Origin of the sequence: Veillonella parvula (assembly GCF_047241225.1) — a bacterium.
In the GTDB taxonomy this organism is placed as follows: Bacteria; Bacillota; Negativicutes; order Veillonellales; family Veillonellaceae; genus Veillonella; species Veillonella parvula_O.
The window spans coordinates 363,155-388,000 of record NZ_JBKTIE010000002.1 but is presented as its reverse complement, the minus strand read 5'-3'; the positions used below and the strand labels follow the sequence as shown (position 1 = coordinate 388,000).

Annotated in this window: 24 protein-coding genes; 21 read left to right on the top strand and 3 right to left on the bottom strand. The window is 39.2% G+C overall.

Going from position 1 to position 24,846, the window contains the following annotated elements; translation table 11 throughout:
* Positions 1–261 precede the first annotated feature (261 nt).
* From ACLRYO_RS05215 to ACLRYO_RS05205, 3 genes are all read left to right on the top strand, one after another.
* Positions 262–921 carry a DUF542 domain-containing protein gene (locus ACLRYO_RS05215; RefSeq protein ID WP_413084704.1) on the top strand — a complete coding sequence of 220 codons (660 nt, stop codon included), beginning with the start codon at positions 262–264 and terminating at the stop codon, positions 919–921.
* 291 nt (positions 922–1,212) lie between these two features.
* The gene (locus ACLRYO_RS05210) at positions 1,213–2,016 is read left to right on the top strand and encodes a hypothetical protein (RefSeq protein ID WP_413084703.1); all 804 of its coding nucleotides are present in this window, start codon (positions 1,213–1,215) and stop codon (positions 2,014–2,016) included.
* Between the two features lie 18 nt (positions 2,017–2,034).
* Entirely contained in the window at positions 2,035–2,577 is a 543-nt protein-coding gene (locus ACLRYO_RS05205; RefSeq protein WP_413084702.1) for a glutathione peroxidase, read from the top strand.
* Positions 2,578–2,751: 174 nt separating this feature from the next.
* Here ACLRYO_RS05205 and ygiD read toward each other — a convergent pair whose 3' ends face one another.
* Complete coding sequence (ygiD, locus tag ACLRYO_RS05200; RefSeq protein WP_413084701.1) at positions 2,752–3,546, bottom strand: 4,5-DOPA dioxygenase extradiol; 795 nt, start codon at positions 3,544–3,546, stop codon at positions 2,752–2,754.
* A 570-nt stretch (positions 3,547–4,116) separates the two neighbouring features.
* Here ygiD and ACLRYO_RS05195 point away from each other — a divergent pair.
* The 4 genes from ACLRYO_RS05195 to ACLRYO_RS05180 all read left to right on the top strand — a co-directional run bounded on the left by ACLRYO_RS05195 (position 4,117) and on the right by ACLRYO_RS05180 (position 7,946).
* Positions 4,117–4,473 carry a winged helix-turn-helix transcriptional regulator gene (locus ACLRYO_RS05195; protein ID WP_413084700.1) on the top strand — a complete coding sequence of 119 codons (357 nt, stop codon included), beginning with the start codon at positions 4,117–4,119 and terminating at the stop codon, positions 4,471–4,473.
* 144 nt (positions 4,474–4,617) lie between these two features.
* Positions 4,618–5,319 (top strand): MBL fold metallo-hydrolase, encoded by a 702-nt coding sequence (locus tag ACLRYO_RS05190; RefSeq protein WP_024061520.1) that lies wholly within the window; start codon positions 4,618–4,620, stop codon positions 5,317–5,319.
* A 96-nt stretch (positions 5,320–5,415) separates the two neighbouring features.
* Entirely contained in the window at positions 5,416–6,651 is a 1,236-nt protein-coding gene (locus tag ACLRYO_RS05185; RefSeq protein ID WP_413084699.1) for a DUF445 family protein, read from the top strand.
* The gene (locus ACLRYO_RS05180; protein WP_413084698.1) at positions 6,648–7,946 is read left to right on the top strand and encodes a DUF445 domain-containing protein; all 1,299 of its coding nucleotides are present in this window, start codon (positions 6,648–6,650) and stop codon (positions 7,944–7,946) included. The genes ACLRYO_RS05185 and ACLRYO_RS05180 overlap by 4 nt, the downstream gene beginning before the upstream one ends.
* Positions 7,947–8,130: 184 nt before the next feature.
* Here the strand turns inward: ACLRYO_RS05180 and ACLRYO_RS05175 are convergent, their stop codons facing one another.
* Together ACLRYO_RS05175 and ACLRYO_RS05170 are read right to left on the bottom strand one after the other, a co-directional pair.
* The gene (locus ACLRYO_RS05175; protein ID WP_038150483.1) at positions 8,131–9,546 is read right to left on the bottom strand and encodes a sensor histidine kinase; all 1,416 of its coding nucleotides are present in this window, start codon (positions 9,544–9,546) and stop codon (positions 8,131–8,133) included.
* Positions 9,524–10,198 carry a response regulator transcription factor gene (locus tag ACLRYO_RS05170; RefSeq protein ID WP_004698139.1) on the bottom strand — a complete coding sequence of 225 codons (675 nt, stop codon included), beginning with the start codon at positions 10,196–10,198 and terminating at the stop codon, positions 9,524–9,526. The genes ACLRYO_RS05175 and ACLRYO_RS05170 overlap by 23 nt, the downstream gene beginning before the upstream one ends.
* An 887-nt stretch (positions 10,199–11,085) precedes the next feature.
* Here ACLRYO_RS05170 and ACLRYO_RS05165 point away from each other — a divergent pair.
* From ACLRYO_RS05165 to ACLRYO_RS05100, 14 genes are all read left to right on the top strand, one after another.
* On the top strand, positions 11,086–12,804 hold the full coding sequence (locus ACLRYO_RS05165) for an FAD-binding protein (protein ID WP_128114460.1): 1,719 nt from the start codon (positions 11,086–11,088) through the stop codon (positions 12,802–12,804).
* A gap of 1 nt (position 12,805) precedes the next feature.
* On the top strand, positions 12,806–13,768 hold the full coding sequence (locus tag ACLRYO_RS05160) for a succinate dehydrogenase/fumarate reductase iron-sulfur subunit (protein ID WP_004698188.1): 963 nt from the start codon (positions 12,806–12,808) through the stop codon (positions 13,766–13,768).
* On the top strand, positions 13,768–14,643 hold the full coding sequence (locus tag ACLRYO_RS05155; protein ID WP_008602138.1) for a CoB--CoM heterodisulfide reductase iron-sulfur subunit B family protein: 876 nt from the start codon (positions 13,768–13,770) through the stop codon (positions 14,641–14,643). The genes ACLRYO_RS05160 and ACLRYO_RS05155 overlap by 1 nt, the downstream gene beginning before the upstream one ends.
* A 495-nt stretch (positions 14,644–15,138) precedes the next feature.
* The gene (locus tag ACLRYO_RS05150; RefSeq protein WP_021148714.1) at positions 15,139–15,885 is read left to right on the top strand and encodes a serine/threonine protein kinase; all 747 of its coding nucleotides are present in this window, start codon (positions 15,139–15,141) and stop codon (positions 15,883–15,885) included.
* Positions 15,886–16,110: 225 nt separating this feature from the next.
* Positions 16,111–16,317 carry a DUF1659 domain-containing protein gene (locus ACLRYO_RS05145; protein ID WP_009352393.1) on the top strand — a complete coding sequence of 69 codons (207 nt, stop codon included), beginning with the start codon at positions 16,111–16,113 and terminating at the stop codon, positions 16,315–16,317.
* Between the two features lie 221 nt (positions 16,318–16,538).
* A complete protein-coding gene (locus ACLRYO_RS05140; RefSeq protein WP_021148713.1) occupies positions 16,539–16,760 on the top strand; it encodes a DUF2922 domain-containing protein in 222 nt (73 codons plus the stop codon).
* Positions 16,761–17,073: 313 nt separating this feature from the next.
* Positions 17,074–17,685, top strand: a complete 612-nt coding sequence (locus ACLRYO_RS05135; RefSeq protein ID WP_156697323.1) for a MotA/TolQ/ExbB proton channel family protein — start codon at positions 17,074–17,076, stop codon at positions 17,683–17,685.
* Positions 17,682–18,086: an ExbD/TolR family protein gene (locus ACLRYO_RS05130; RefSeq protein WP_021148712.1), complete on the top strand. Its 405-nt coding sequence runs from the start codon at positions 17,682–17,684 to the stop codon at positions 18,084–18,086. The genes ACLRYO_RS05135 and ACLRYO_RS05130 overlap by 4 nt, the downstream gene beginning before the upstream one ends.
* 8 nt (positions 18,087–18,094) lie before the next feature.
* The gene (locus tag ACLRYO_RS05125) at positions 18,095–18,898 is read left to right on the top strand and encodes a TonB family protein (RefSeq protein WP_278457357.1); all 804 of its coding nucleotides are present in this window, start codon (positions 18,095–18,097) and stop codon (positions 18,896–18,898) included.
* Positions 18,899–19,064: 166 nt separating this feature from the next.
* Positions 19,065–21,128, top strand: a complete 2,064-nt coding sequence (locus tag ACLRYO_RS05120; RefSeq protein WP_278457356.1) for a TonB-dependent receptor plug domain-containing protein — start codon at positions 19,065–19,067, stop codon at positions 21,126–21,128.
* Between the two features lie 123 nt (positions 21,129–21,251).
* On the top strand, positions 21,252–22,235 hold the full coding sequence (locus ACLRYO_RS05115) for an ABC transporter substrate-binding protein (protein ID WP_413084697.1): 984 nt from the start codon (positions 21,252–21,254) through the stop codon (positions 22,233–22,235).
* Positions 22,219–23,220: a FecCD family ABC transporter permease gene (locus ACLRYO_RS05110; RefSeq protein WP_008602154.1), complete on the top strand. Its 1,002-nt coding sequence runs from the start codon at positions 22,219–22,221 to the stop codon at positions 23,218–23,220. Before ACLRYO_RS05115 ends, ACLRYO_RS05110 begins: the two co-directional genes overlap by 17 nt.
* The gene (locus ACLRYO_RS05105; RefSeq protein WP_004698266.1) at positions 23,217–24,005 is read left to right on the top strand and encodes an ABC transporter ATP-binding protein; all 789 of its coding nucleotides are present in this window, start codon (positions 23,217–23,219) and stop codon (positions 24,003–24,005) included. The genes ACLRYO_RS05110 and ACLRYO_RS05105 overlap by 4 nt, the downstream gene beginning before the upstream one ends.
* A 251-nt stretch (positions 24,006–24,256) precedes the next feature.
* On the top strand, positions 24,257–24,844 hold the full coding sequence (locus ACLRYO_RS05100; protein ID WP_004698193.1) for a DedA family protein: 588 nt from the start codon (positions 24,257–24,259) through the stop codon (positions 24,842–24,844).
* Positions 24,845–24,846 lie beyond the last annotated feature (2 nt).

Genomic DNA, 24,846 nt, shown 5'->3' with positions numbered 1-24,846 from the left:
GTTACTCACACAATTATATATAAACATATGTCGTACATGTTTTGATATGCTGAAAGCTGGCTCTATGGGGCCAGCTTTTTGTATGTTCAATATATATCTATGTATTTTTATATTCATTACTTTATGTTATTTTCTACGGCATTACCATTATTGTCATGTTACTTTCAAATTCGTAGCCACTGCGACAGACAGAATCCATGGTTAATCGTATAGTATCACTATAAGAATATAGATCGGCGTAAACCATTGGAGGTGTATCTTATGAGTTTTGGAACTATTAATAAATCCATGACCGTAGCTGATGCGGTTAAAGTAAATCCAGAGTTAATGGATGTATTAGCAAAAGATGGAATTGATTTTTGCTGTGGTGGTGGACATCCTTTAGCAGAGGCTATTGCAGAAACAGGTAAAGATGTGGATGCATACATTGCTATGTTAAATGATGTACAAGTTGCTCAGAAATCTTCTCGTGCAGAGGTGCTTAGTTATTCTAAAGATCAATTGATTGACTACATCGTTCATACCTATCATCGAGAACAATTGAATATGATTGATGAAATTGACCAAGGCTTGGCAAAACTACTAAATGTACATTATGACCATCATGGTGAGGAATTGACAAAGATTTATCAAACCTTTTTGCAACTCAAATCCGCTCTTGTACCTCATTTCCGGCATGAAGAACATGTAGGCTTTCCTGAGTTTAAAGCGGGTAAACCAATAGACTTTGATGAACTTCGGGCTGAACACGAAGCTGCAGGTGTACTTTTGGAATCCTTAAGTGCATTGACCAACCAGTACACAGCACCAGCAGATGGCTGTGCTACTTATGTCTATGTATTTAAGACCATGAAAGCCTTAGAAGAAGGCCTGCATGAACATATTTTCTTAGAAAATTCTGTTTTGTTTGACATGAAATAGATTATAATATCATCTGTATAACGACAAGGCTCTATTGCAAAATGGCTCCTTGTATGTAGTAAAGACACCAATCGAATGGTTGGTGTCTTTTGTTTTCTTAAAAATTATGAGTTTGTAGCTATATTAGTTTGTAGCTATATTATGGTGAAATATGCGGTTTGCGTAAATACATATAGAAGGTGTATGATTAAATTAAATATATTTGATTAATATATTTAATCAATATATTGAGTAAATGCACTTGATATATACAGGTGTAGTTATGTTTGAAGTCATGAAAAGGAGAGGGCTATGATTTCTGTATTCGACACAAATCCTGTTGTTTTTGAAAGTACGGATCGTATATTGACGGTTAGTTACAATGGTGTACTCTGCAAAGATGCAAATGGTCAGGTGATAACTGACATTGATTTTGATGATGTAAATGAGCTTTATCTTACAAGATATTTAAATTCAAATAGTAACTATTCGATTATATTTAGAGACCATAATTGGAAAAATATAGAAGGTCAAGATTTAGATACTGACCGTACAGATTATAATACTGGTCATAATATTCGTGAAACTAAAGCAATCATTGCTGCCTTTGCTCGCCATAAATTGACAGCGGACTTCCCTGCGAATTTAGAAACCCTTCAATTGCCACTAGATTACTCCTACATGGGTAAACGAGAAATTACCATTAAAAACGGTGTTATCTCGAATGGTAAGGTAGATATTCCTATTAATGAAATTCGTCGCGTAGTGTGTGCATCTAATGGTACAATTAGTAAACTATTAGTGTATAAAGAAGAAAAACCTAGTTCCTTCTTTAAAAAGATTTTCGACAAATGTGATATGAAAATTACGTTGAATGCCATTACATTGCCTTTGTTGGAAGCTATCGTAACGCGTAATACCGGACATGGTATCGACTTCTCCCGCGGTAATGGCTTTGATCAAAAGGATTCTAACTATATTATTATTCGCTATCTTGATTCTGGATTCTTTCTTGATAAGGATGGTACGGCACCTACAGAATGGCAGCAAACTGCTGCTGATAGAACAGCTGCCTTTGATTATGATGTGCGTTATAAATATAATAGAGATCTTTAATTTAAATTAGGAGATTCTATGTCTGTATATCAATTTTCTCTGCCTACTAAGTCTGGGGAATTACAATCCTTACAAACTTATGAAGATAAAGTTCTTATCATTGTTAATACGGCGAGTAAATGTGGGTTTACTCACCAATATGAGGGACTAGAGGCTCTTTATAAGCAATATAAAGAGCAAGGATTAGAAATTATTGCGGTTCCTTCCAATCAATTTGGAGAGGAAGAACCTGGTTCTAATAACGAAATCCAATCCTTCTGCAAATTGAATTACGGTGTCACTTTTACAGTTATGGGGAAAGCAGATGTACGCGATGAAAGTGCATTAGACCTTTTTAAATACATGATACGAGAACAACCGTTCCAAGGCTTCCCACCTAGTGATAAAACTGAAATGCTTACAGATTATCTCAATGGTATCGATCCTAATTATTTAAAGGACGATGAGGTAAAGTGGAATTTTACTAAGTTTGTTATAGATCGTAAAGGTAATGTGGTAGGGCGCTTCGAGCCTGTTGTAAAACCGATGGAAATGGAAGCTTTCATTAAAAAACTCGTTTAGTAGAGTCATTAATATGGTAAAGAAAAGAACCGCTAGTTTTTGTACCTAGCGGTTCTTTTGCGTATATAATAAATAAATATATATATATATATTTGTTTATATATAGTAATGTAAGGTTATTATGTGAATAGGAAATAAAAATTTCCTAGGAGATTTTTGGGTATCTTTATGGGCTTAAAGTATGTTTTGAGGCTCATCCTCAAAGATAAATCCCGTCATCGATAGGGAGCCCAAACTATAGGTTTGATTAAATACAGTCGGTTTTGCACTTTTACTAGCACCCATAATATAAATTAATGGGAGATAGTGATCTGGTGTAGGTACTGCGTAGCTAGCATGAGGGTGTCGAGTGTAATTAACAATAGCATTTATATCGTTTTCTAAGACTGCCTTAGAAATGTATTGATCAAACTCAATTGTGGCGGAGGTGCCGGATGGACTGTCCCATTCTATGCGCCTTAGATTATGAACGATATTACCGCTGCCCATGATAAGATAGCCTTCATCGCGTAATGACTGAAGCTTTGTTCCTAGTTGATAGGCTTCTTTTGGGCTCAGGTATTTGTTGATAGATAGTTGGACAACTGGAATTGATGCATCAGGGAACATGTGAACTAACACGGTCCACATGCCGTGATCAACGCCCCAAGTGTCATTTATAGAAACGGAGTTACCCAGTAATTTTTGTACTTCTTTCGTTAAATTGCTGTCTCCTTTGGCAGGATAGACAACCTCGTAGAGATCTTGAGGGAATCCATACATATCGTAAATTTGTTTTGGATTCTCTGCACTTTGAACATAGGTACCATCTGCATACCAATGAGCGGAGATGGCGAGTATAGCCTTTGGTTTGCCATAGTTGTTGATAATATTTTGTCCTATACTTGTGAAAGTATTTGTTGTTTCTGTATGCTCTAAGGCCATCATGGGACTGCCATGACCTACGAATAATGTTGGCATGCGTTTCATAATATCACCTACTGTATATAAATATAGAAAATAATATTTGTTTAAAAGTATTGTTTTAATTATAAGCGAGGGCGATTGGTTGCAGTCAATAGCCCTCAATATTTTTATATATGTTGTTTTGTGTTGGGAGGGGATTGCATATAGAGACATGAAAAGAGATTGAGATATTAGTTTTGCACTGCAGTAAAATGTTGGCGACCTGCCTTACCATTTGCACCGATTACTAAAATATTCATGAGGATTCTCCTTATTCTGAAAGTATCTCTTTTGTTGAAAGAGTAGTTCTTTAAATGTGATTGAGTAAATTATTATCACTACTAGCGATCTTTAAGCCTTACTCTACAGTTAATACTGTGCTCACCTGATGACCCCATTATATAGATGTGCAAATATTTTGAATAGTAGAATTATTTAAGATAGGTACTATCAAAATTGATAGAATTATGATATTTACTGATTAAATTTTTTTCAAAAAGTTTAGTACCCTAAAAAAAGATACTATAAAATACTTGCAATACTAAAAAATTGTGATATGATTTGAACTACATTAGAAAGAAAAGGAGAATTACTATGGCAGAGCAACTCGTAAATGTTCATGATTTAGTGGGCCGCTGTCCTTTTGCAACGAGCCAAAAGTTATTAGCTGGCAAGTGGTCTTTGTTGATTATGCATGAATTATCTGAAGGTCCTGTGCGGTTCCGTGAACTAGAGCGAAGATTATATCCAATCACGCAAGCAACTCTTACAAGAGCGTTGCGTCAAATGGAGGATGATGTCCTTGTACATCGTGAAGTATATGGTACAATTCCACCTAAGGTTGAATATAGCCTTACCGAAGTGGGGGCCGGTTTTAAAACAGTTCTCGCATCCCTTGAAAATTGGGGCAACCAATATATCGACTATATGAAAGCCGCTGGCCGCATCTGAGAAATGCCAGCGGCATTTCTTATCAAATTTGCTATTATTAAATTGTATTAGCCCGTTCTATACCTAAGCGTAGGCATGAAAAATATGGTATAATAAAAAATACGAATGATATAAATTCTCAATAAATTAGAGGTATTGATAATAATGTTACATGTTACTTTTTTGGCGCATAGCGGATTCCTCGTAGAGGATGGTAAGCGTTGCTATGTGTTTGATTATTATAAGGATCCTAATAATATTGTTTGGCAATTGGCAAAACGAGGTCGTGAACTTTGGTTCTTCGTGAGCCACACTCATGGAGATCACTTTAATCCGTCCATTACGGAATTTGATGGTCCTCAAACGCGCTATATTTGCCATCAAGATGTGCCATTAGAAGGCAAGGTAAAAAAATGTATTACCATGCGTCCTGGCCAAGATGCGATATTAGATGATGTAGGCATCCATATGTATGGCAGCACCGATGAAGGCGGTTCTTTTTACGTAAAGACAAATACGGCGAATATCGACTCTGACTCTATCTTCCATGCAGGCGACCTTAATTGGTGGCATTGGCTTGGCGATACGCCAGAAAACAATGCGGATGCAAAGCGTATGGCTTGGCGTGAGTTCAAGGAATTAGACGGCTTATCCGTAGATGTAGCGATGTTCCCAGTAGATAATCGTCTCGAAGACGCTATGGAGTGGGGTAGTATTGAGTTTTTGCGCCGTGTACAGGTGAATAAAGCCTTTATTCCAATGCATTTAAATGGTCCATTATGGGCACCGTCTGTATACTTTAAAGCTCTCTTTGGGGAGGTGCCGATTTGGGAACCTCAAAAAGATGGCGATGAGGCTACTTTTTAGATTGTAGATATAATTTGTGAAAGTCTGTAGGCCTCGAGGTCACTACGTTATATAGGGATAGTCTATATGCGTAATTGAGTAAGTTAGGATCAAGTGATGATGAAAACCAAACCAGTGGCAACCACCCTATTGGTTGTCATGGCTATTATATTTTTAATTTCATATCCGCAACGACATGATACATTTTGGGCCTTTATCATGCATATCTCTGGAGCAGCTATGATAGGTGGCCTCGCGGATTGGTATGCAGTAACGGCTCTCTTTACGAAGCCTTTAGGCATTCCTTTCAAAACGGCAATCTTGCCGCGCAGTAAGGAACGATTAATTCAGATAGGTCGCACTATGCTCAGCGAAGAGCTATTGCGCGTGCCACAGATGTATTATGCTATCAAAAAAGAACGCGTTATGGTCCGTATCGTTGAATACGGCATGAGCGATGTGGGACAAGTTCAAATTCGAAATCTCTTGTACGGTGTGGGCGATCAAGTTTTATCTCATATGGATATTGAACCGATGCGCCAAGAGATTAATAAGGCCATTTATAAGGGGGTTACAAACTGGAAAGCAACACCCCTTGTTATTCTCTTTGGTCGTTGTATGCTAGAACGTCACACAGCAAGCGTGTTTTGGCTTTATTTTAACCGCACATGTCAGCGTGTTATCGCATCAAATCAGGTATACCCGTATTTGTATCGCGTCATGCTAGACATTATGAAAACTTATACAAAGGATTCTTTCTTTCGTGAATTGGCTATCGCCTTTGGTGGAGATGGACTTTCACCAGAACGATTGGTAGAGACGGTACAGAAAAAAGCCGTTCAGTTCTTGAAGGAAAATGAATCTATCGATTCTGCATTGGGGCGCTATGTATGGGGCCAAGCAATTCGATTCTTCAATAACCTAGAAACCAATACAGAATGGCAAGCTTTCATCGAAGAACATAAAAATCAGTGGATTAGAATGGTTCTTGAAGAATGGGAAGGCAAACTTATCGATGGGGATACATTGGACTGGAAACGCCTTATGGACATCGTTATCGATCGCTTTAATGTGCTTGGCACCGAAATTTTATTGAATCCAGACAAGCAGGCGCCGTTTGAACGGTTCTTCTTGTTGCGTAGTATTCCGTGGTTGCAGAAGTTGAACCCGCTCATCGACAGTGTGGTAGGTCAGGAATTATCTCGTTACTCGCCTGATGAGATCACACAAATCGTGCGCGGCAAAATGTACTATGACCTTCAAATGGTGCGTATTAATGGTTCCCTTATAGGCGCTGTCCTTGGCGGCATCTTATACGGTTTGACCATCATTGTAGAGGGGGTGCTCAAATGATTAGTTATTTGAAATCCCTTACCTTGAAACAGCGTGCTAATGGCATTCTAGGCTTGACTGCCGTATTGTATTGTTTTGCTTTTGTAGGACAATTTTTCTTTGGCTATGAAAGTTGGTATCAACCGTTGTACTGGGCTGTTCAATCTGCCCTCATCGGCAGTGTGGCTGACTGGTTTGCTGTAACGGCTTTATTTCGCAAGCCACTAGGCTTCCCATATCATACAGCGCTAATTCCTCGCAATAAAGATCGCCTCATTAATGGTGTCATTAAACTTGTAGAGACGAAGATGCTTACCAAGGAGCGTTGTAAGGTATTATTGAAAAATGTGCAATTTGTGCCATTGTTTGAAAAGTTCTTGTTGTCTCCTGAGGGGCAGAGAGCAGCGCGCCTTGTGATTCATCAAGGACTACACCTTTTATGGAAATCTCAAACTAATGAAGAATGGGCACAATGGGGGGCAAAACGCATTCGCGGGTTGCTTCAACAACATTCTCTCGTGCCTGTTTTGAAACACGTATTACTCGATTTATGTGAGCATAATCGCTATGAAAGTATGGTTGTGCAAGTTTTAAACGTGATTCAAGAACGGATTAATCATCCAGCTATGGTTACCTGGCTTACCGCTGTCGTAGCAGAAGAGGCACATAAGAAAAAGCGAAAAGGCTTCTGGTCTGATTTCCTTATTTCTATGTCCGAAGCTACCGATGTAGTAAACTATCAAGAAATGGCAGAGGCTATTGTCCAAGAGGCCTATGCTATGTTGGAAAGTTGGAAACGACCCAATAGCCCTGAACGAACAGCTTGGTTGCGACAATGGGTAGAACCAATTCGTAATATTGAAGAGAACCATGAAGTCTGCGATGCTCTTGATGAAGCGTGGGAACGTTGGATTCGCGAACAAGATTGGGAATCTGTTATCGAAAACCATTTATGCCCTTATATAGAAGAATTATTGCTCATAGGGGATGAAAATGGGGAGACGCCAGCTCAGGTTTTAGTCAATATTGCTCTTGAATTATGGAATGTATACGGTCAATCAGAAGATCTTAGAAATCGTATTGAAAAAACCTTACACGATATTGGCGACTACGTACTTGAACAAGGATATGACCTCATTGAAACTATCATACGTCAAGTATTAGGTGGCCTCAGTACAGATAAATTTATTTACTTTATTGAATCTAAGGTGGAGGATGATCTCAGCTGGATTCGTATTAATGGCGCTATCGTTGGTGCTGTAGCGGGTCTGCTTGTATGGACCTTCTTAGAATATGTATATATGCCGTTTTGGTAACAATTTGTAGGCTAAAGTTAATTATCTATAATAAGTTGCTTTAAAACTAAATACATAAAAACTAGCATATAGAAGGAGCTTCTATATGCTAGTTTTTTATGGTTTAATTAATTGCTACATTATGGGCTTTTTGGATTAAAATTGATATAGAAAAGGGACTGACCATTGGTCAGTCCCTTTTATGTTATTCTTCCGTTGTGTTGTACGGCAATCGCACTGTAAATGTAGTCTTTACTTGTGGTTCACTCGTGGCCGTTACTGTGCCATGGTGTAAGTTAATAACTTTATTTACAAAGTATAGACCTAGACCTATACCGTGATTAGATTTTTTGTTTCGCGATTGTTCCGTCTGATACATACGATCCCAAATATGATCCAGGGCTTCAGGTTCGATGCCAATACCATTATCTGTTACGGTAATGACTAAGTCTCTGCCTACGAGTTTAGCCGAAATATCAATAGTAGAGTTTGTAAACTTAATGGCATTGTCCACTAGGTTTGTGATAGCTCGACGTAATGATACTTCGTGAGCATTCATATGTAAATTAGGCTCAATGTGAGATGTAATCGTAATCTGTTTATCTGTATTTTCTGTACAAAGTCTTGTATAGTCGTGCACCATATTGGATAACATCAATGATACATTGACAGGTGCAAAGCTTAGACCTTGTGCATTTTCAAGGCGGGCTACATCAAGCAGTTGGCTTACAAGATTAGTCATGAACTTGGCTTGCTCTAAGATATGTGTTAAACCTTCCCGTAAATCTGCTTCCGTACGACCGTATTTTAAAGCAAATTCACTTTCTGCTTTAATAACAGCAATTGGTGTTCTCAATTCATGAGATACGTCAGAACTAAACTGTCTTTCACGATTGGAAGAATCCTCAAGACCTGAAATCATACGGTTAAACGTTGTGGTCAGTTCGTAGATTTCATCTCTTGCCGTGCGAGCAGGAATGTCGATACGACGGCTCAAGTCGTTGTTTTTACCGATGACTTTAGCTGTTTTCGTCAAAGTTCGGACGGGCTTAAGTCCTTTTTTGATAAAAAGATAACCACCTAGGGAGGAAATTAGTAAGAAAATGATATTTCCTAATAATAGGCTGTATAAAAGGTTTTCCGTCTTTTTAGAGGCTGTTTTTACTTTTGTAACAGCACGCAAAATACCACGATAGTTTGGTTCATTGACCGGCGTATCGTAGTAGTAGAAGGTATCATCACCTGCAGCAATTTCACCAACTTGGCCTAAGGAAAGAATTGTTTGGTTTGGGAATCCATCTGGCAAGGCGCCTTTAATAATATAGCCGTCTTGAGTTGATACAAAGAAGAATGTATTATCTTGGTACGGTTTAAACTTGCGGATATCTGTAGCCATAATCATCGCTTGTTGTTGTAAGCGTTCGCGCACTTCTTTATTGTCGGATTCATGTGTATATGCGTAAATCCATGCGGATGCAACCATCAAAATGATAAGCAAAAAGATGGTATACCAAGACATAATTTTAAAGGTTAGGGGCAGCCGATTAAATAAATCGGTGGCTGCCCCAGACATGGTATCTAGATCTCGGTGAGGATCATTAGTTTTCTGTTTTGAGGACATACCCTACTCCACGAACCGTTTGAATGAGTTTTACATTCTCATCAGTATCAATTTTCTTGCGCAAATCTTTAATGTATACGTCGATAAGGTTAGAGTAGCTTTCATAATCGTATTCCCAAACATGGTCAAGGATTTGTTGACGAGATAATACGATATTTTCGTTACTTGCTAAATAGAATAATAGGTCGAATTCTTTTGCAGTCAATGTAATTGTTTCGCCGTCGCGTTTAACAGTACGTTGAGGAACATTGATGGTAAGTGGACCTACATGGATATCGTTTTGTGCATGACGCGCATTACGACGAGCTAATGCATAAATACGAGCAGTTAACTCTTCAAGATCGAAAGGCTTTACAAGATAATCATCTGCACCAGTGTTAAGGCCTGTAACTTTATCTTGCAAGGAATCCTTTGCTGTTAAAAGCAATACAGGTGTTGTATTACCGTCGTTACGCATTTGTGCAAGAGCACTGATACCATCGAGGATTGGCATCATAATATCCATTACGATAACGTCATAGCTAGATGTGTTAACGTAATCGATCGCTTGTTGCCCATTGAAGCATGTATCAACTGTCATATTTTCTGCACGTAAATATTTAGCCGTGATACCATTCAGCATTTCTTCGTCTTCTACAAGTAAAATTTTCATTCTCTGTTCTCCTTATGTATGATTTAAAAATATAGCTCTCCAACTACATTAATTATAGTCATTATATATATATATAAACTTTCTTTTTTTGAAAGCCACAACACCATATAAGGTGACTATATATATAATATTATATAACTTATTTATCTATTATCATACCTTATACAATAGTAATGAGCAAAAGATGAATGTACATGCGAGTTTACAAGACGTTTCTTCATTTTTGAAAGCCTTAAAAATGGTGAAAGACTGAAACTTAATGAATTCTGCTAATGAATAAAATCTAACTATATCGAAGATTGCCGTATGCGCATAGATGAGGGTGATTTTATCGATTTTAGATGATGTGCGATAAATCACTAAAAAAACTTATGATAATTATTATCACAGAAATAAATGCTTGTTATGAACGGAGAAATACGATAATTTTCGATGATTAAATTCGAGGTAAATTTAGTAGGAATTTAATGGATATTAATTATTAGGAATGGTTAGCAATAATTAAAAAGCTAGTGTTTATGCGAATTCTATAGATACCAAAGGAAATAAAAACATAGAAAAATTTCGGAACCGAACTACTTTCGTAAAATCCTTAACTTCTTGTAAAAATTATTCATATAGGTAATTTTTTGACTCCTCTTTTTACCTTAAAAATGCTAAGTGAAATAAATTATCAATTAGATTAATCAAAATTAATTATGCATAATAGGGTTTAGACATGACCTGAAATGCTCTCTATAATTATAGGTAAAGAAATAAGAAAAATCGCATAAGTATGGGGTTTTTCTTGAAAGAAAAATGATTAGGTTATCAAAAATTTTTATAAGTTTTTGAAATGAGATAGTCTAACAGGTTTCTTATTAATAGGTAGTTATGAGGAGGTCATTATGGAACAGTTTGATGTTCTAGTAGTAGGTAGCGGTGGCGCCGGCATGCGTGCGGCTCTTGAAGTAGGTCGTCGCAAAGGCTTAAAAGTAGCTCTTATTACTAAAATTTTCCCAACTCGCTCTGCAACAGCAATGGCGCAAGGCGGTGTAAATGCATGTTTGAACAACGTTGCAGCTGAAGATACAGTTGAAACTCATACTTTCGATACTGTAAAAGGTTCTGACTATCTTGGCGACCAAGATGCAATCGAATTCTTCTGCTCTCGTTGTCCAGAAGGCGTACTTGAAATGGACCACATGGGTGCTCCATTCTCCCGTACTGAAGAGAATAAAATTGCGCAACGTAACTTCGGTGGTCAATCCTATCCACGTACTTGCTACTCTGCGGATAAAACTGGTCACGTTATTTTGCACACAACTTACGAACAATGCTTGAAAGAAGGCGTACACTTCTTACAAGAATGGTATCTTTTAGATCTTGTTAAATCTGCAGAAGGTCACGTTGGTGGCGCTGTAGTTTGGAACATGAAAGAAGGTAAAGTAGAACAAATTAAAGCGAAAGCTATTATCTTGTCTACTGGTGGTGCAGGCCGTATCTTCTGGACTCGTACTACAAACCCATTCCTTTCCACAGGCGATGGTATGGCAGCAGCATTCCGCGCTGGTAACGGCTTGAAAGATATGGAAATGATCCAATTCCATCCAACTGGTCTTGGTCGTACTGGTATCTTGATGTCCGAAGCGGTTCGTGGTGAAGGTGGTTACCTTCTTAACGCTGAAGGCGAACGTTTCATGAAAAAATATGCGCCTAACAAAATGGAATTGGCATCTCGTGACGTTGTAGCGAAAGCCATCGAAGATGAAATCGCTGCAGGTCGTGGTTTCGGTTCTGGCCTTAACGCATATGTAGTAGCTGACCTTCGTCACTTGGGCCCTGAAGTTATTATCGAAAAACTTCATGGTATCCGCGACTTAGCTATGTGCTTCGAACATTGCGATCCATTGACTCAACCGGTACCTATTCGTCCTACATGTCACTATACAATGGGCGGTATCGACGTAGTGGATTACAAAACTTGTGCATGTGAATTGCCTGGTTTGTTCGCTTCTGGCGAAGCATCTTGTATCTCCATCCACGGTGCGAACCGCTTGGGTGGTAACTCCTTGGCAGACGGCGTAGTATTCGGTAAAGTATCCGGTGCTGGCGCAGCTGATTATGCTGAAACACATGAACAACCTAACGTAGATGCGGAACTTGCTGCAGCTGCAAAAGCTTGGGAAGCTCGTTTCACAGAAGTAACATCCCGTGAAGGCGGTCGTCCGGTTGTAGAAATCCGCGATGCATTGGCTGATGCAATGTGGAATAAAGTAGGTATCTTTCGTAATGAAGAAGGTATTACTGAAGCCTTAAAAGAAATCGAACAATTGATTGAAGATTATAAAACTTGCTATGTAGGTGACCCTGAACGTACTTACAACATGGCATTCGTAAACTATTGTGAAATCGGCTCCATGTTAACAGTAGCAAAAGCTATTGCTATGGGCGCTTTACACCGCCGTGAATCTCGTGGTGCTCATATTCGTGAAGACCATCCTAAACGTAATGATGAAAGATACTTAAAACATTCTTTGATCAAATTAGGTGCTGACGGTCAATACGAATTAACAGAACGCGACGTAGTGTTCACTAAATACGAACCACAAGAAAGGAAGTACTAAGATGAGACAAATCACCTACCATATTCACCGTTACCAACAAGGTCGCGCGTTTGTACAGACTTTCAAATTCGATTACGAACCTGACCGTACAATCCTCTGGGGCCTTCAAAAAATTAAAGATACTCAAGATCCAACATTGACATTCTTGGCAGCTTGCCGTTCCGCAGTTTGCGGCGCTTGCTCCATTCGTGTAAACGGCGAAGCGATGCTCGGCTGTGAATCTAAAATCGATGAATTAACAGAACGTTATGGCACAGACGAATTGACAATCGCTCCAATTGGTAACTTCCGTGTTATCCGTGACTTAGTTGTTGACTGGGAATCCAAAGTTGATCGCTTGAAAACAGTTGCTCCTTGGATTTTCCTTAAAGCTGAATTCAACGAAGGGGACAAAATCGTTCGCCAAACTCCAGCTGACTTCAAAAAATTCGTTGCTGGTACAGAATGTATTCTTTGCGGTTGCTGCGCATCTGAATGTAACAAATTGACTGCACGTCAAGATGACTTCTTAGAACCATATGTATTCACAAAAGCTAACCGTTTCGTATTGGATAGCCGTGATGATGCACCTATGGCTCACATTCAACCTGCATTCGACAATGGCCTTTGGAAATGCGTTCACTGCATGAACTGTATCTCCCGTTGCCCTAAACACTTAAAACCTGCTCAAGATATTTCCAACTTGCGTAAAGAAGCTACAAAAGCTGGTCTTACTAACAGCAAAGGCGTTCGCCATGCAGTTGCTTTCAAAGAGGACCTTTACAAAACTGGTCGCTTGAAAGAAGTTTCTATGAGCTTGAAATCTGATGGTGTTGTAGATTCCGCTAAACAAGCATTCTATGCATTGCGTTTGTGGAAACACAGCAAAATCAATCCATTCGAACTTGTAGTACCTCAAAAACCTGTAAACGGTATTGATGGTGTTCGCAGACTTATGAAAGCAGCTGAGGAGGTAAGCAAATAATGAAATACGCATTTTTCCCAGGTTGCGTTCTTGAAAGCGCTGCCAAAGAAGACTACTTAGCAACAGTTGCTGTAGCTAAAAAATTAGGCATCGAGTTGGAAGAACTTGACGGTTGGACTTGCTGCGGCGCGTCCCACGTTCAAGACATCGCTCCAGAAATTACACTTGCTACAAATGCTCGTAATATTGCATTGGCAGAAGAAAAAGGTTTGAACCTTTTAACTGTATGTAACACTTGTACTTTGATGCTTCGTGAAGCTAAAAATGAATTAGACAATAACGAAAAAGAAAAGAACGAAGTTAACAAAAAATTAGCTCAAATCGGTAAACAATACCGCGGTACAACTGATATTACTCATTTCTTATGGGTATTGATCCGCGATTACGGTTTGGATAAATTGAAAGCTAAAGTTGTTAAACCTTTAACTGGTTTACGTGTAGCTGAATACTATGGTTGCCATATTCTTCGTCCTCAAACTGAATTGGGCTTCGAAGATTATCAAATGCCTACATCCTTAGCAGATTTGATCTCCGCTATCGGTGCTACACCAATTGACTTCTCCCGTAAACTTGACTGCTGCGGTTTCCATGCAGTATACCCTGCACATGATTCCGTAATGCAAATGACTGGCTCTATCAATAAAGATGCGGCTACAGAAGGCGCAGATTGCGTAGTTACTCCTTGCCCACTTTGCCAAATGCAACTTGATATGTTCCAAAAAGAAGCTAAAGAAGTTGTAGGCGGCGGCAAAGATATGCCAATCTTGCACATGTCCCAATTAGTAGGTCTTGCTCTTGGCATTTCCCCTGCTGAAATGGGCATGCCTAAACGTCACTTAACTGACACTGCAGCAGTGACAAAATTCGTAGGTTAATTCGTTTGATTTAGACATGATCAGAGTTGGTCTATATAGTAGTCTGAATCTAAACCTATTATCATAATTACCAGAAGAACCCCCTAGCTTAGGCTAGGGGGTTCTTCTTTTGGTCAGTTTGAAACCTTTCTAATGGAATATGATTCTCTTAGTCTAGTATTGCGATTATAAATTATGGGAGGGAAAAAGATACAATGAAATAAAAACAATGAAAAAGATACAAGAAAATAAATACAATGAGATAGATGCAGTGATATATAGGTTTTATAAATTAATTTGATTTTGATATCGATTGATAATTGTAGTATAATAAGTATACAAATTGTATACACTTATATGAGTAATAGCTAATATGTTGTAATTCATAAATTATTATAATGCTATATATATACTAGACTATACAATATAATTTTGGGAGATATTATATTGGACATGCTAGTCATTATGCTTTGAGAGGGCGATTAGCATTATAGAGTGTATATACGGGGGGAAATAATGAATGATATGCTATTAGAATATATTGATCGAATGATTGATCAAGAGACAGAACATCGTGTTTTTTCTGTGGATTTTAACAACAAACAGTACTTTGTAAAACAGGATATAAGTAACCATCGCTCTAGTTGGATTAAGCCCGCACCTAGAGCTTCTTTTGATTATGAGTTTTACAAGATTTCTTTTGTGAATACGCAATTGCCAGTAGCTCCTGTTATTGTTGGTTTTAGAGAACATTATTTTGTTACAGAAGCTTGTGGTAAAACGTTAACATATTATAGCCAATTGCCCGCTCAACATCCAGAGGATGATAGTTTGCAGGATATGTTAAGTCATATTTTTTATATGTTTGGCAAGACATTAGGTCAGTTGCATGATTATGGCTTGAGTCATGGCCGTCCTGCTATGCGCGACATTACCTATGAGCCTGAACTAGATAAGATCACATTGCTCGATTGGGAGAATAGCCGTCGTTGGCCTGAGTTAACACCGCAAGGCTGGGATTTACTCGTCTTCGTTCACAGCTTCCTTCGGGAGGATAATTTACCTATTTCTTACCTATATGCTATGATGAATGGCTATAGCTCAGCCTGTACAGCCCGTGAGACAGTGCTACATATAAAAGACATTTTGCGTAAACATGAATATCTTTTTAAATTCTGTCGTATGTTAAATCCTCTACATTTTGTGGACACTGAAGCTGCTGTTAAAGCATATGACTTTATATTGGCGTTGAAAACCGAATAATATGTATTTGAATAGTACTCGTAATAAGAGCACTTTATAGACCTTTACTGGTGATATCTAGAATATTAATCTTCTAGATATCATTAGGTAGAGGTCTTTTTCTATTTCAATTTATAGTATTACAGTCAGAGTTCAGCTACTTTCACCATAAGTACCTTAAATAACGGCAAGGGGGTTGTCGAACAAGGCCCTCAGGAATATAAGAGGGTGAAAGGAGGTGATACGATGGCTAACATTAAACGCACTAAATTGGTGTTGCGTTTTAACATCGGTACCGAAGATGCGCCGAAGTACAAAGACGTAACTTATACTCGTGTTGCAGAAGAAGCGTCTGACGATAATGTGAAAACCGTTGGTAATGCGCTGGCAGCCTTGTATGACCACAGCTTGTCCGACGTGGTCCGCGTCAATGAAGTATCCTTAGGGCATTAAGGGTAGAGTTTCTACTCATTCTTGTTTTAGGTGCTCCAAACACATTTTATTGCTAGATTCGTACATTCTCAGATAGTCGTAAAGAGGTGTAGAAATAGCAAGTCCACACATTCCCATCCTTATTGATATGAATCGAAGATATGTATACTTGTAATCTAACATGTTTACAGCCTATCTAGATTCGATGAACTTGTTTATGAAACGTGAAAGGAGGCGCCCACATGGCGGAAAAACGCGTTGTATATCTTACATTTTCTACGGTCGGTGGTAAAAGCACATCAGTCACAATTAGTGCTCCTCGTGCTGGAATTACTTTACAAGATGCTAAAACAGCGGCTAATGCGTTAGTGGCTAATAAAGTAATTCTTGGTTCTGGTGATGCAGAATTAGCAGCATTTACTACAGCTCGTGAAGTAAAGACACAAACTACTGAATTGCAATAGTACTGCTTCTATGCTGTAGTCTAGAAAGGTACAAATATAATCTAAAGGTAGTATAAAAGCGATCATGGAGAAATCCTGGTCGCTTTTTTTGCGCATTAATTGAGATATAAATTCAAAATTATTTCAGATTCATAGATTATAATGTTCTCTAAAGTGCTTGTTATACATATAAGATTGGAAAATGTAGTATGATGTGATAGACTTATTAAGTGATTTTATTTATCAATTTATAATAGGGTAGTCTATTTATAATCAGTTTGTTAGTGTAGGAAATTAGTATATAGAATTAAGCTACTTATAAAGGAGGTTTACGATGAAAGAGGCGTGGGAATTATTCTTACATGGTGGATTTGTTATGTGGCCGCTACTAGTGGCACTTATCATAACCGTAGCTATAGCGATAGAACGTATAGCTTATTATCGACAATTGAAGCGGGAAATGTTTGCTTTGAATGATGCATTAGAAGAGAGCGAAATAAATTGGCAATCCTTATTAACTAGCTTAGAATCTAAATATACAGCTAATATTTCGTATAATCTGACTCGCGTGCTTGGACAGTGTCATGATCGCAATGTATTGCAATCCAAAATGGAGGATATGGTGGCCCATGTTTATACGCACGCTTCCCGTGGTCTTGATTGGCTCTCTACCATTGTTACGATAGCACCATTATTAGGATTGCTTGGTACTGTAACGGGGATGATCGGTGCCTTTCAGGTGTTCGGTGCTGACGGTGCGATACCTACTGCTATTACCGGTGGTGTGGGGGAAGCCCTTGTCGCAACTGCTTCTGGTCTTTGCGTGGCTATTGTGGCATTGTGTTTTCATGCCGGGTTTACTCATCATGTACGTATGACAATATCTCGTTTAGAAGATTCATTTTCTCGTGTCTTAGATTCTTATGATCGGGGGCATGCTGCATGAAACGAATGAGCCGTATGGAGGGAGAAAAGCCTACTTTGATGATTATCCCTATGATTGATATCATCTTTTTCTTGCTCGTATTTTTTATGATTAGCACCATATATACGATTCCACAACAATCCTTGTCTATTATGCTACCAAAAACGAAAACACAGCAGTCCGCTGAGTTGCGCCCGGTTTTAATTGATTTTGAAAAATCTGGGCAGTTGATGATTGATGATGGATATGTGACGAAAGAACAGCTAATTAGCTCTGTGAAAGCCAAAATTGGAGAGAATAAAAATCAAAACTTCCTTATTCGTGCTGACAAGGATTTGAGTTATGGCAAGGTCGTAGAATTAATGGATGATATGAAATTAGCCGGCGCTGCAAGTATTAGTATTGCCACTGTTAATAAATAGGTGATGTTATGGCGAAACAATATGTAGATGTGTGGAAATATCCACATATGACCTATAAAAAAGCCTTTGTTATTGCTACCATTATAAGTATTATTACGGTGGGTGTTGCTTTTATTTCTTTTTCTGATTATATCGAATCTCAGATGGCTGGATCGTTACAAATTAATTTTCTAACGGAACAGGAAGCAGAGAAACAAGTAGAGGAAATTAAAGAGCAAATTAAAGAAGAAAAAGCTCATGAGATCCAACACTCAAAAGAATTGGAAAATAATAATGTTCAACTTGATAACGGAGGAGCCGGTCATGGAGGACAAAATGGAAACTCTGCTGTTCCTACAAAAAGTGATGTAAGTCCGTCTAGTCAACAAGCGAGTGCTGGTGAAATAGGAACGGTTAAACAATCTTCTGTTGGTAGCAATACGGGGAGTGGACTTGTCGGAACTGAAGGTTCTGGAATCGGGTATGCATCAACAGGTGGAGGAGAAGGGCGTAGCGATCGTGAAGGTACCGGAGGTACTGAAGTTGATGTCGGTGGTGGCGGCACATTTAGTTATGATGGGTATTGGAGTAATTTACAAAGTGCAATTAATAGTAATTACCCTACAGATGCATATACTATGGGGATTCAAGGTGATGTGACACTAAGAATTTATTTTGCCCCAGGTGGCAGTGTTGCCAGTGTGGAACTTCTTAATTCTGATGATCCTATGTTATCAGAACATGCTAGGGAATATGCTTATAGTGTGGGTGGTGCTGAAAATTCTACAGGTACACAGCAATATGCAGATATTATAATTCACTATAATTTATAAGTATAATGAAAAACTAGTATCTTTATAGATACTAGTTTTTTTATATGTATATATATTACTTTGATAACATAAAATAATATTGATAGTTATTCTTAATGAATATATAATTGAGATTAGATATCGTTTTATACTATTAGAGCCCTAATATATTTTCTGGAGGTGTGTGATGAAAAAATCATGGGCAGCACTGTTATGTGTTGTGTATCTAACATCTGCTGTAGGTGTGGTAGGTGCAGAAAATAATAGTTCTACAAGTGTAGTTAGTGTGAATGAATCTCAAAATAATGCAAGCGATGAGCAGTCAAGACGTATGAAAGATATTACGGTTACCGCTACTCGTACGGAGGCTTTAGTTCGGGATGTACCAATTGCGACAACGATTATTTCACAAGAAGAAATTAAAAGTCGCCAATATCGTAATTTAGAGCAAGCCTTACAAAGTGTGCCAGGCGTTGCTTTCAGCACCGATGCCCACGGTGGACAAAATATTACGATGCGTGGCGCCGAATCTCGTCATACATTAATTCTTATTGATGGACGACGTGTTACGGGAGAGTTGACGAAAACGAGAGCTAATGCCATGGGCTGGCTTCGTCAAGGCATGGATAATGTGGAACGCATCGAAATAACGCGTGGTCCGTCGAGTGCCCTTTATGGTTCTGAGGCGAATGGTGGGGTTATTAATATTATTACAAAGCAATCCAGAAAGCCAAGTGTAGAGGTTAATACTGAAATCTCTCGTCGTGATGCATCGAGTGCGACAGGGTATAACTTCAATGTATTGGCTCGTAGCGGACAAAAAGGGAAGTGGAACGGATCGATTGGTGCTGGAATTCGTAGGAATATAGCGGAAAATAATGATTCTGGCTCGGATAATAACTATCATGGTGACCGGATACCGCTTCATTTTGACGTATCTTATCAAGCGGGAAAAAGGGATAAATTTTCCTTCTTTATAGATCGAGAAACTGAAGATTTGGATATGAATACGAAAAAGGGTAGCGCATTAACTCAATCGGTTGATAAAAATACGACTACTACAAGCACAGGTCTTCGTTGGAATGGCCGTCGCGGCCGGTCATCGCTTATGGTGCAGTCTTACTACAATCATTACAAAGACACTTATGATCAATATAAGCGCACGGGTGGCATAAAAAAACTATCCATTTGGGATGAATATTATAATAAAGAGTGGATTACAGACGCACAGGTTAACACGGCAATTGATAAGAAGAATCTCTTGACGTATGGCGTTCAATTCCGCCGTCAGGAAGCGATTAGTACGCGTATTAATAATGGATCCATAGCATGGTCAAGAACTCGAGAAGGCATTACAGATACCGCAGGTAAGGCAATCATTAATTACGGTAGTTACTTTGTACAACATCAATGGAAACCTAGTCGTAAATGGGTAATTATTCCTGCTGTTCGCTACGATACGTCAAATGCATTTGATAGCCATTGGTCGCCTAAGATTGGTGTTACCTATAAAGCAAATGATAGTCTCCGTTTTAAAATGAATTACGGTGCAGGCTACTCCACACCTGGTATGACGGAAATGTATCATCATTGGCTTATGGCATCTAATGTGCCGAGAGGGCGATTAGGGGCTTTCGATATATATTTGCAAGGTAATCCTAATTTGAAACCTGAAAGCTCTTATAACTTTGATTTCTCTGTAGAAAAAGATTGGAAACGGACAAATGTTAAGGCGTCCTATTTCCACAATGTTATTAAAAATTATATTGAAAGTGGTGCCAATCGTATTGATATGGCAAATCGCCGTATTTATGTTTCGTATTCCAATTTACCCCGTGCTGTATTGCAAGGTCTGGAATTATCTGTAAATCATAGACTCAATAATAAATGGGATGTATTCGGCAACTATACATATTTGGATGCCAAAAATGACGTGACTCACGACCGTCTGTTAAACCGTGGTCGCCATGTATTCAGTGGTGGTGTTAATTATCATCAAGGTCGATGGACTGGTGCGTTCTGGGGTAATTATTATATTAACTACCTTGATGGCATCGATGCTATCGTTGTTAACCCACGTCTCAGCATTCCGAAGAAGAAAAATATTCAAACTTGGAACGTCATGGTTACTCGTCAGTTGAATGACAATGCATCCATGTATGTAGGGGTTGAAAATATATTTGGTGAAAAACAAGACTTACGAGATATTCATGGCGCCACTTATCGCATGGGCCTTAACCTGCGTATGTAATAGTGAGATATTAATGTATGTATGAAATGCTGAGGCTTTAATGCATGTATTTCATACATAATATAGTGGCATTAATTTGAAATTATAATCTATGAGGTTTAGCTTGCATAAGTTATCTGCGAGGTGATCATTATCAATAAGCCATTATTATGTTTATTGGGTATTGTTGCCGTTGTGGGGGCTTTCACTACGGGTATAAGTTTTGAAGGCAAGCGAGAGGTATTCAGTGAGGCAGGTGCTATTCAGATTGAAGATGATACGAAGCAAATTGTGTCGTTGCCGAGTGTGGCAAGTCGTGTAGTATCTATTTCTTCGGCAGATAGCGAATTACTCATCGCTTTAGGTGTTAGCCCGGTAGGCGTAGTAAATTCAAGGGAGTTACCGGCAGATGTGCAGGCTAAAATTGCACAGTATCCAAATATGAATAGTGCTGTATCTCCAAGTATTGAACGAATTATTATGTCCGATCCGAATCTCGTTATCGGCATTGCCATGCCGTTTCAAACGGCGTTGCGCAAAGCATTTAATGCGAATCATATTCCTAGCTTTTACCATCTATCCTCCAATTATGATGACATCATGGACCATATTCGGCATGTGGGCGCTATGACTGGTCATGATAGGGAGGCGGCTGCATTGGTCCAGAAATATAATGATATCCTAACGGAAATCATACAGCGGCATAAAGATGAGTCTGCGCCGCGTGTCCTTATCGTTTTTGGGACGCCTACGAGTTATCAACTAGCCTCCAGTAAAACATATGTGGGAGATATTTTCCAACGATTAGGGGCAAAAAATGTGGCTGATGTATATTTGCCGCAGGATGTGTCGGAGAATGCTTTGGATGGATATATTCCGCTTAATCTGGAGACGATGGCCGTTCTTGACTGCGACAAGGTTATCTTGATTAATCATGGTAGTAGCGGTGAGAAAGATATAGCAGCTTTTAAAAAGGCTTTTAAAACGCCGGCATGGCAGAATGTACCTGCTGTTGCTAATGGGAATATAGAGGTCTTGCCGGGTCCTTTGTTTGCGTCGGTGCCGACCGCTCGAATGGATCAAGTGTTATTATATGCGGAAAAGGTGTTATATGGACAATCTCATTAATGTGCAGGAACGTCGTGGCTTACGCGTTTTTGTGGCTGCGCTGATTCTGTTAATAGCAGGGGTGTTGCTGAGTATGAAACTGGGCGCCGTTCCATTAACTTGGGGCGAATTATACCAAATCATAACGGGGGGCGACACATCGAAAATTGGTCAAATTATCATGACTATACGCTTACCACGCGTTGTAGTGGGCTTTTTAGCCGGCATGAATCTTGCCTTAGCCGGTGTGATTTTACAAGGTATCTTGCGAAATCCTTTGGCAGACCCCGGAATTATCGGCATTACCTCTGGCGGTGCTTTGGCGGCTATGATTATCATGATTCTCATGCCTACTTACGTTATGCTTGTTCCTATTGGTGCTTTTGTTGGTGCATTAGTGGCATCGTTTTTGGTTTACGGGATTTCTTGGCAAGGTGGGCTCAATCCGTTGCGCCTTATCTTGGCCGGTGTGGCGGTAGCTGCTTTCTTCGGCGGATTTAATACGATTCTATCCGTGTTTTATCCGGATCGTGTTCAAGGAACGGTGAGCTGGATGGCAGGTGGTTTTGTAGGGCGCAGCTGGGACGATGTAATGATGATCTGGCCTTATACGGCTATAGGAATTATTGGATCTATGATATCTATCAGATGGCTTACATTGCTTAGTTTAGGCGATGATACGGCGCGCACTTTAGGTGTGCATGTTGAAAGATGTCGATTGTCCTTACTCGTATTAGCTTCTTTATTAGCCGCATCAGCGGTGAGCGTGTCGGGAATGTTGGGCTTTGTAGGCCTTATCGTGCCTCATGTGGCGCGTCTCATTGTAGGTGTGGATTATCGTTATTTGATTCCTACGTCTATGGTTTTTGGTGGCATATTAATTGTTTATGCCGATACTTTGGCGCGCATGATGATTGCGCCTGGTGAAATCCCTGTAGGCGTACTGATGAGCTTTTTGGGTGCTCCATTCTTCTTGTATCTATTGAAAGGGGTGGGGCGAAGATGAGTGTGTTAACAGTCGATAATATAACGGTAGGCTATGGAAAACGATTGATACTGGAAAATCAATCCATCGTCTTTGATAAATCGGAAATAATATCTATCATCGGTCCCAATGGTTCGGGAAAATCAACGTTTTTGAAAGCTTTGGCCCGACTTATTAAGCTAAAACAAGGCACCATATCGCTGAATGAAAAATCTTTACATTCGTGGAATACGAAGGAATTAGCGCGTCATATAGCTTTGTTACCGCAAATTACGACAGCTCCTGAAGGAATGTTAGTTGAGCAGTTGGTTCGATCCGGACGAAATCCGTATGTATCGATTTTTAAGGAACTATCTGATGCGGATTTAGCTGCTGTGGAGCAGGCGATGAAATGCACAGATGTATGGAAATATCGGTATCGTCATATAGGGGAACTATCCGGCGGTGAACGGCAACGCGTATGGCTTTCATTAAGTTTGGCTCAAGAACCAAATATTTTACTCCTCGATGAACCGACTACTTATCTCGACAGTCGTCATCAAATTGAATTGATGGAACTGGTTAAACGTATACAGCGGGAACGAAATATTATGGTCGTTATGGTGCTACATGATTTGAATCTAGCTTTGCGCTATAGTGACCGCATTATTGCCATCAAAGAGGGGGCTATCGTCGGTGATGGAGCTCCGCATATGATGATGACTGCAGAGAATCTAGCAAATTGGTTCGGCATTAAAGCGGATATTTTACAAAGTCCTCGCAGTGAAGAAACATGTCCTATATGTGTACCATATGGTCTTGCTTAAACAGAGGAGGTTAGGTGCCGTATAGCCAGTTAATTGTTAGCTGTTTTTACTGAGATGTACACAATAGCCAAAAAAGCTATTGCGAAAATCGCATACTGTTTATACCTTAAAGAGGCCCCACCTGTGGTGAGGGTCTCTTTATTATGGTAAAATATATGGTGTACCAAATGGTTGGGTGAAACTTTCACGAAATGATGTACAAGAATAAGTACATTATAGAACCCGGATGGGGATTTTAATGAGGTAAAATAGTGGAATATATTATTTCGTTTATGGAAACATATGGCTATACGGCCATGTTTATTGCAATGGTTCTAGAAAATGCTAACGTGCCTATTCCAAGTGAAATCGTACTTGGTTTTGCGGGGTATTTGATAGCTCAAGGCATATTTGATATGCATACAACAATGGTGGTAGGTATCTTAGCAGGTATTGTTGGTTCTATAGTATCCTACTGGATGGGTGAGCATGGTGGGCGCCCTTTATTATTAAAATATGGTAAATATATATTCTTTAATGAACATAAATTTGAACTGGCAGAAAAGATGTTTAATAAATATGGCGGTGTAGCTGTATTTTTGGGTCGACTTTTACCTGGTGTTCGTACCTTTATCTCCTTCCCTGCAGGAATGGCACGCTATCCCATGTGGCATTTCATCATCTGGACGGTACTCGGTACGATTCCTTGGACGATTTTGCTCGTTTACTTAGGTAAGGTACTTGGTGAAAATTGGCAAGACCTTATCGAGTACAATCATGAGTTCTTGATTGTTATGATCGTTGTATTTGTCATTATAGCTGTAGTACTGGGCTTTAGATACTATCGTAATCGTCGATAAGG

What these genes read in the sequence shown, in the direction of transcription:
- ACLRYO_RS05215 (WP_413084704.1), top strand. Translation starts at nt 262, where the DNA reads ATGAGTTTTGGAACTATTAATAAATCCATGACCGTAGCTGATGCGGTT.
- ACLRYO_RS05210 (WP_413084703.1), top strand. Translation starts at nt 1,213, where the DNA reads ATGATTTCTGTATTCGACACAAATCCTGTTGTTTTTGAAAGTACGGAT.
- ACLRYO_RS05205 (WP_413084702.1), top strand. Translation starts at nt 2,035, where the DNA reads ATGTCTGTATATCAATTTTCTCTGCCTACTAAGTCTGGGGAATTACAA.
- ygiD (WP_413084701.1), bottom strand. Translation starts at nt 3,546, where the DNA reads ATGAAACGCATGCCAACATTATTCGTAGGTCATGGCAGTCCCATGATG.
- ACLRYO_RS05195 (WP_413084700.1), top strand. Translation starts at nt 4,117, where the DNA reads ATGGCAGAGCAACTCGTAAATGTTCATGATTTAGTGGGCCGCTGTCCT.
- ACLRYO_RS05190 (WP_024061520.1), top strand. Translation starts at nt 4,618, where the DNA reads ATGTTACATGTTACTTTTTTGGCGCATAGCGGATTCCTCGTAGAGGAT.
- ACLRYO_RS05185 (WP_413084699.1), top strand. Translation starts at nt 5,416, where the DNA reads ATGATGAAAACCAAACCAGTGGCAACCACCCTATTGGTTGTCATGGCT.
- ACLRYO_RS05180 (WP_413084698.1), top strand. Translation starts at nt 6,648, where the DNA reads ATGATTAGTTATTTGAAATCCCTTACCTTGAAACAGCGTGCTAATGGC.
- ACLRYO_RS05175 (WP_038150483.1), bottom strand. Translation starts at nt 9,546, where the DNA reads ATGTCCTCAAAACAGAAAACTAATGATCCTCACCGAGATCTAGATACC.
- ACLRYO_RS05170 (WP_004698139.1), bottom strand. Translation starts at nt 10,198, where the DNA reads ATGAAAATTTTACTTGTAGAAGACGAAGAAATGCTGAATGGTATCACG.
- ACLRYO_RS05165 (WP_128114460.1), top strand. Translation starts at nt 11,086, where the DNA reads ATGGAACAGTTTGATGTTCTAGTAGTAGGTAGCGGTGGCGCCGGCATG.
- ACLRYO_RS05160 (WP_004698188.1), top strand. Translation starts at nt 12,806, where the DNA reads ATGAGACAAATCACCTACCATATTCACCGTTACCAACAAGGTCGCGCG.
- ACLRYO_RS05155 (WP_008602138.1), top strand. Translation starts at nt 13,768, where the DNA reads ATGAAATACGCATTTTTCCCAGGTTGCGTTCTTGAAAGCGCTGCCAAA.
- ACLRYO_RS05150 (WP_021148714.1), top strand. Translation starts at nt 15,139, where the DNA reads ATGAATGATATGCTATTAGAATATATTGATCGAATGATTGATCAAGAG.
- ACLRYO_RS05145 (WP_009352393.1), top strand. Translation starts at nt 16,111, where the DNA reads ATGGCTAACATTAAACGCACTAAATTGGTGTTGCGTTTTAACATCGGT.
- ACLRYO_RS05140 (WP_021148713.1), top strand. Translation starts at nt 16,539, where the DNA reads ATGGCGGAAAAACGCGTTGTATATCTTACATTTTCTACGGTCGGTGGT.
- ACLRYO_RS05135 (WP_156697323.1), top strand. Translation starts at nt 17,074, where the DNA reads ATGAAAGAGGCGTGGGAATTATTCTTACATGGTGGATTTGTTATGTGG.
- ACLRYO_RS05130 (WP_021148712.1), top strand. Translation starts at nt 17,682, where the DNA reads ATGAAACGAATGAGCCGTATGGAGGGAGAAAAGCCTACTTTGATGATT.
- ACLRYO_RS05125 (WP_278457357.1), top strand. Translation starts at nt 18,095, where the DNA reads ATGGCGAAACAATATGTAGATGTGTGGAAATATCCACATATGACCTAT.
- ACLRYO_RS05120 (WP_278457356.1), top strand. Translation starts at nt 19,065, where the DNA reads ATGAAAAAATCATGGGCAGCACTGTTATGTGTTGTGTATCTAACATCT.
- ACLRYO_RS05110 (WP_008602154.1), top strand. Translation starts at nt 22,219, where the DNA reads ATGGACAATCTCATTAATGTGCAGGAACGTCGTGGCTTACGCGTTTTT.
- ACLRYO_RS05105 (WP_004698266.1), top strand. Translation starts at nt 23,217, where the DNA reads ATGAGTGTGTTAACAGTCGATAATATAACGGTAGGCTATGGAAAACGA.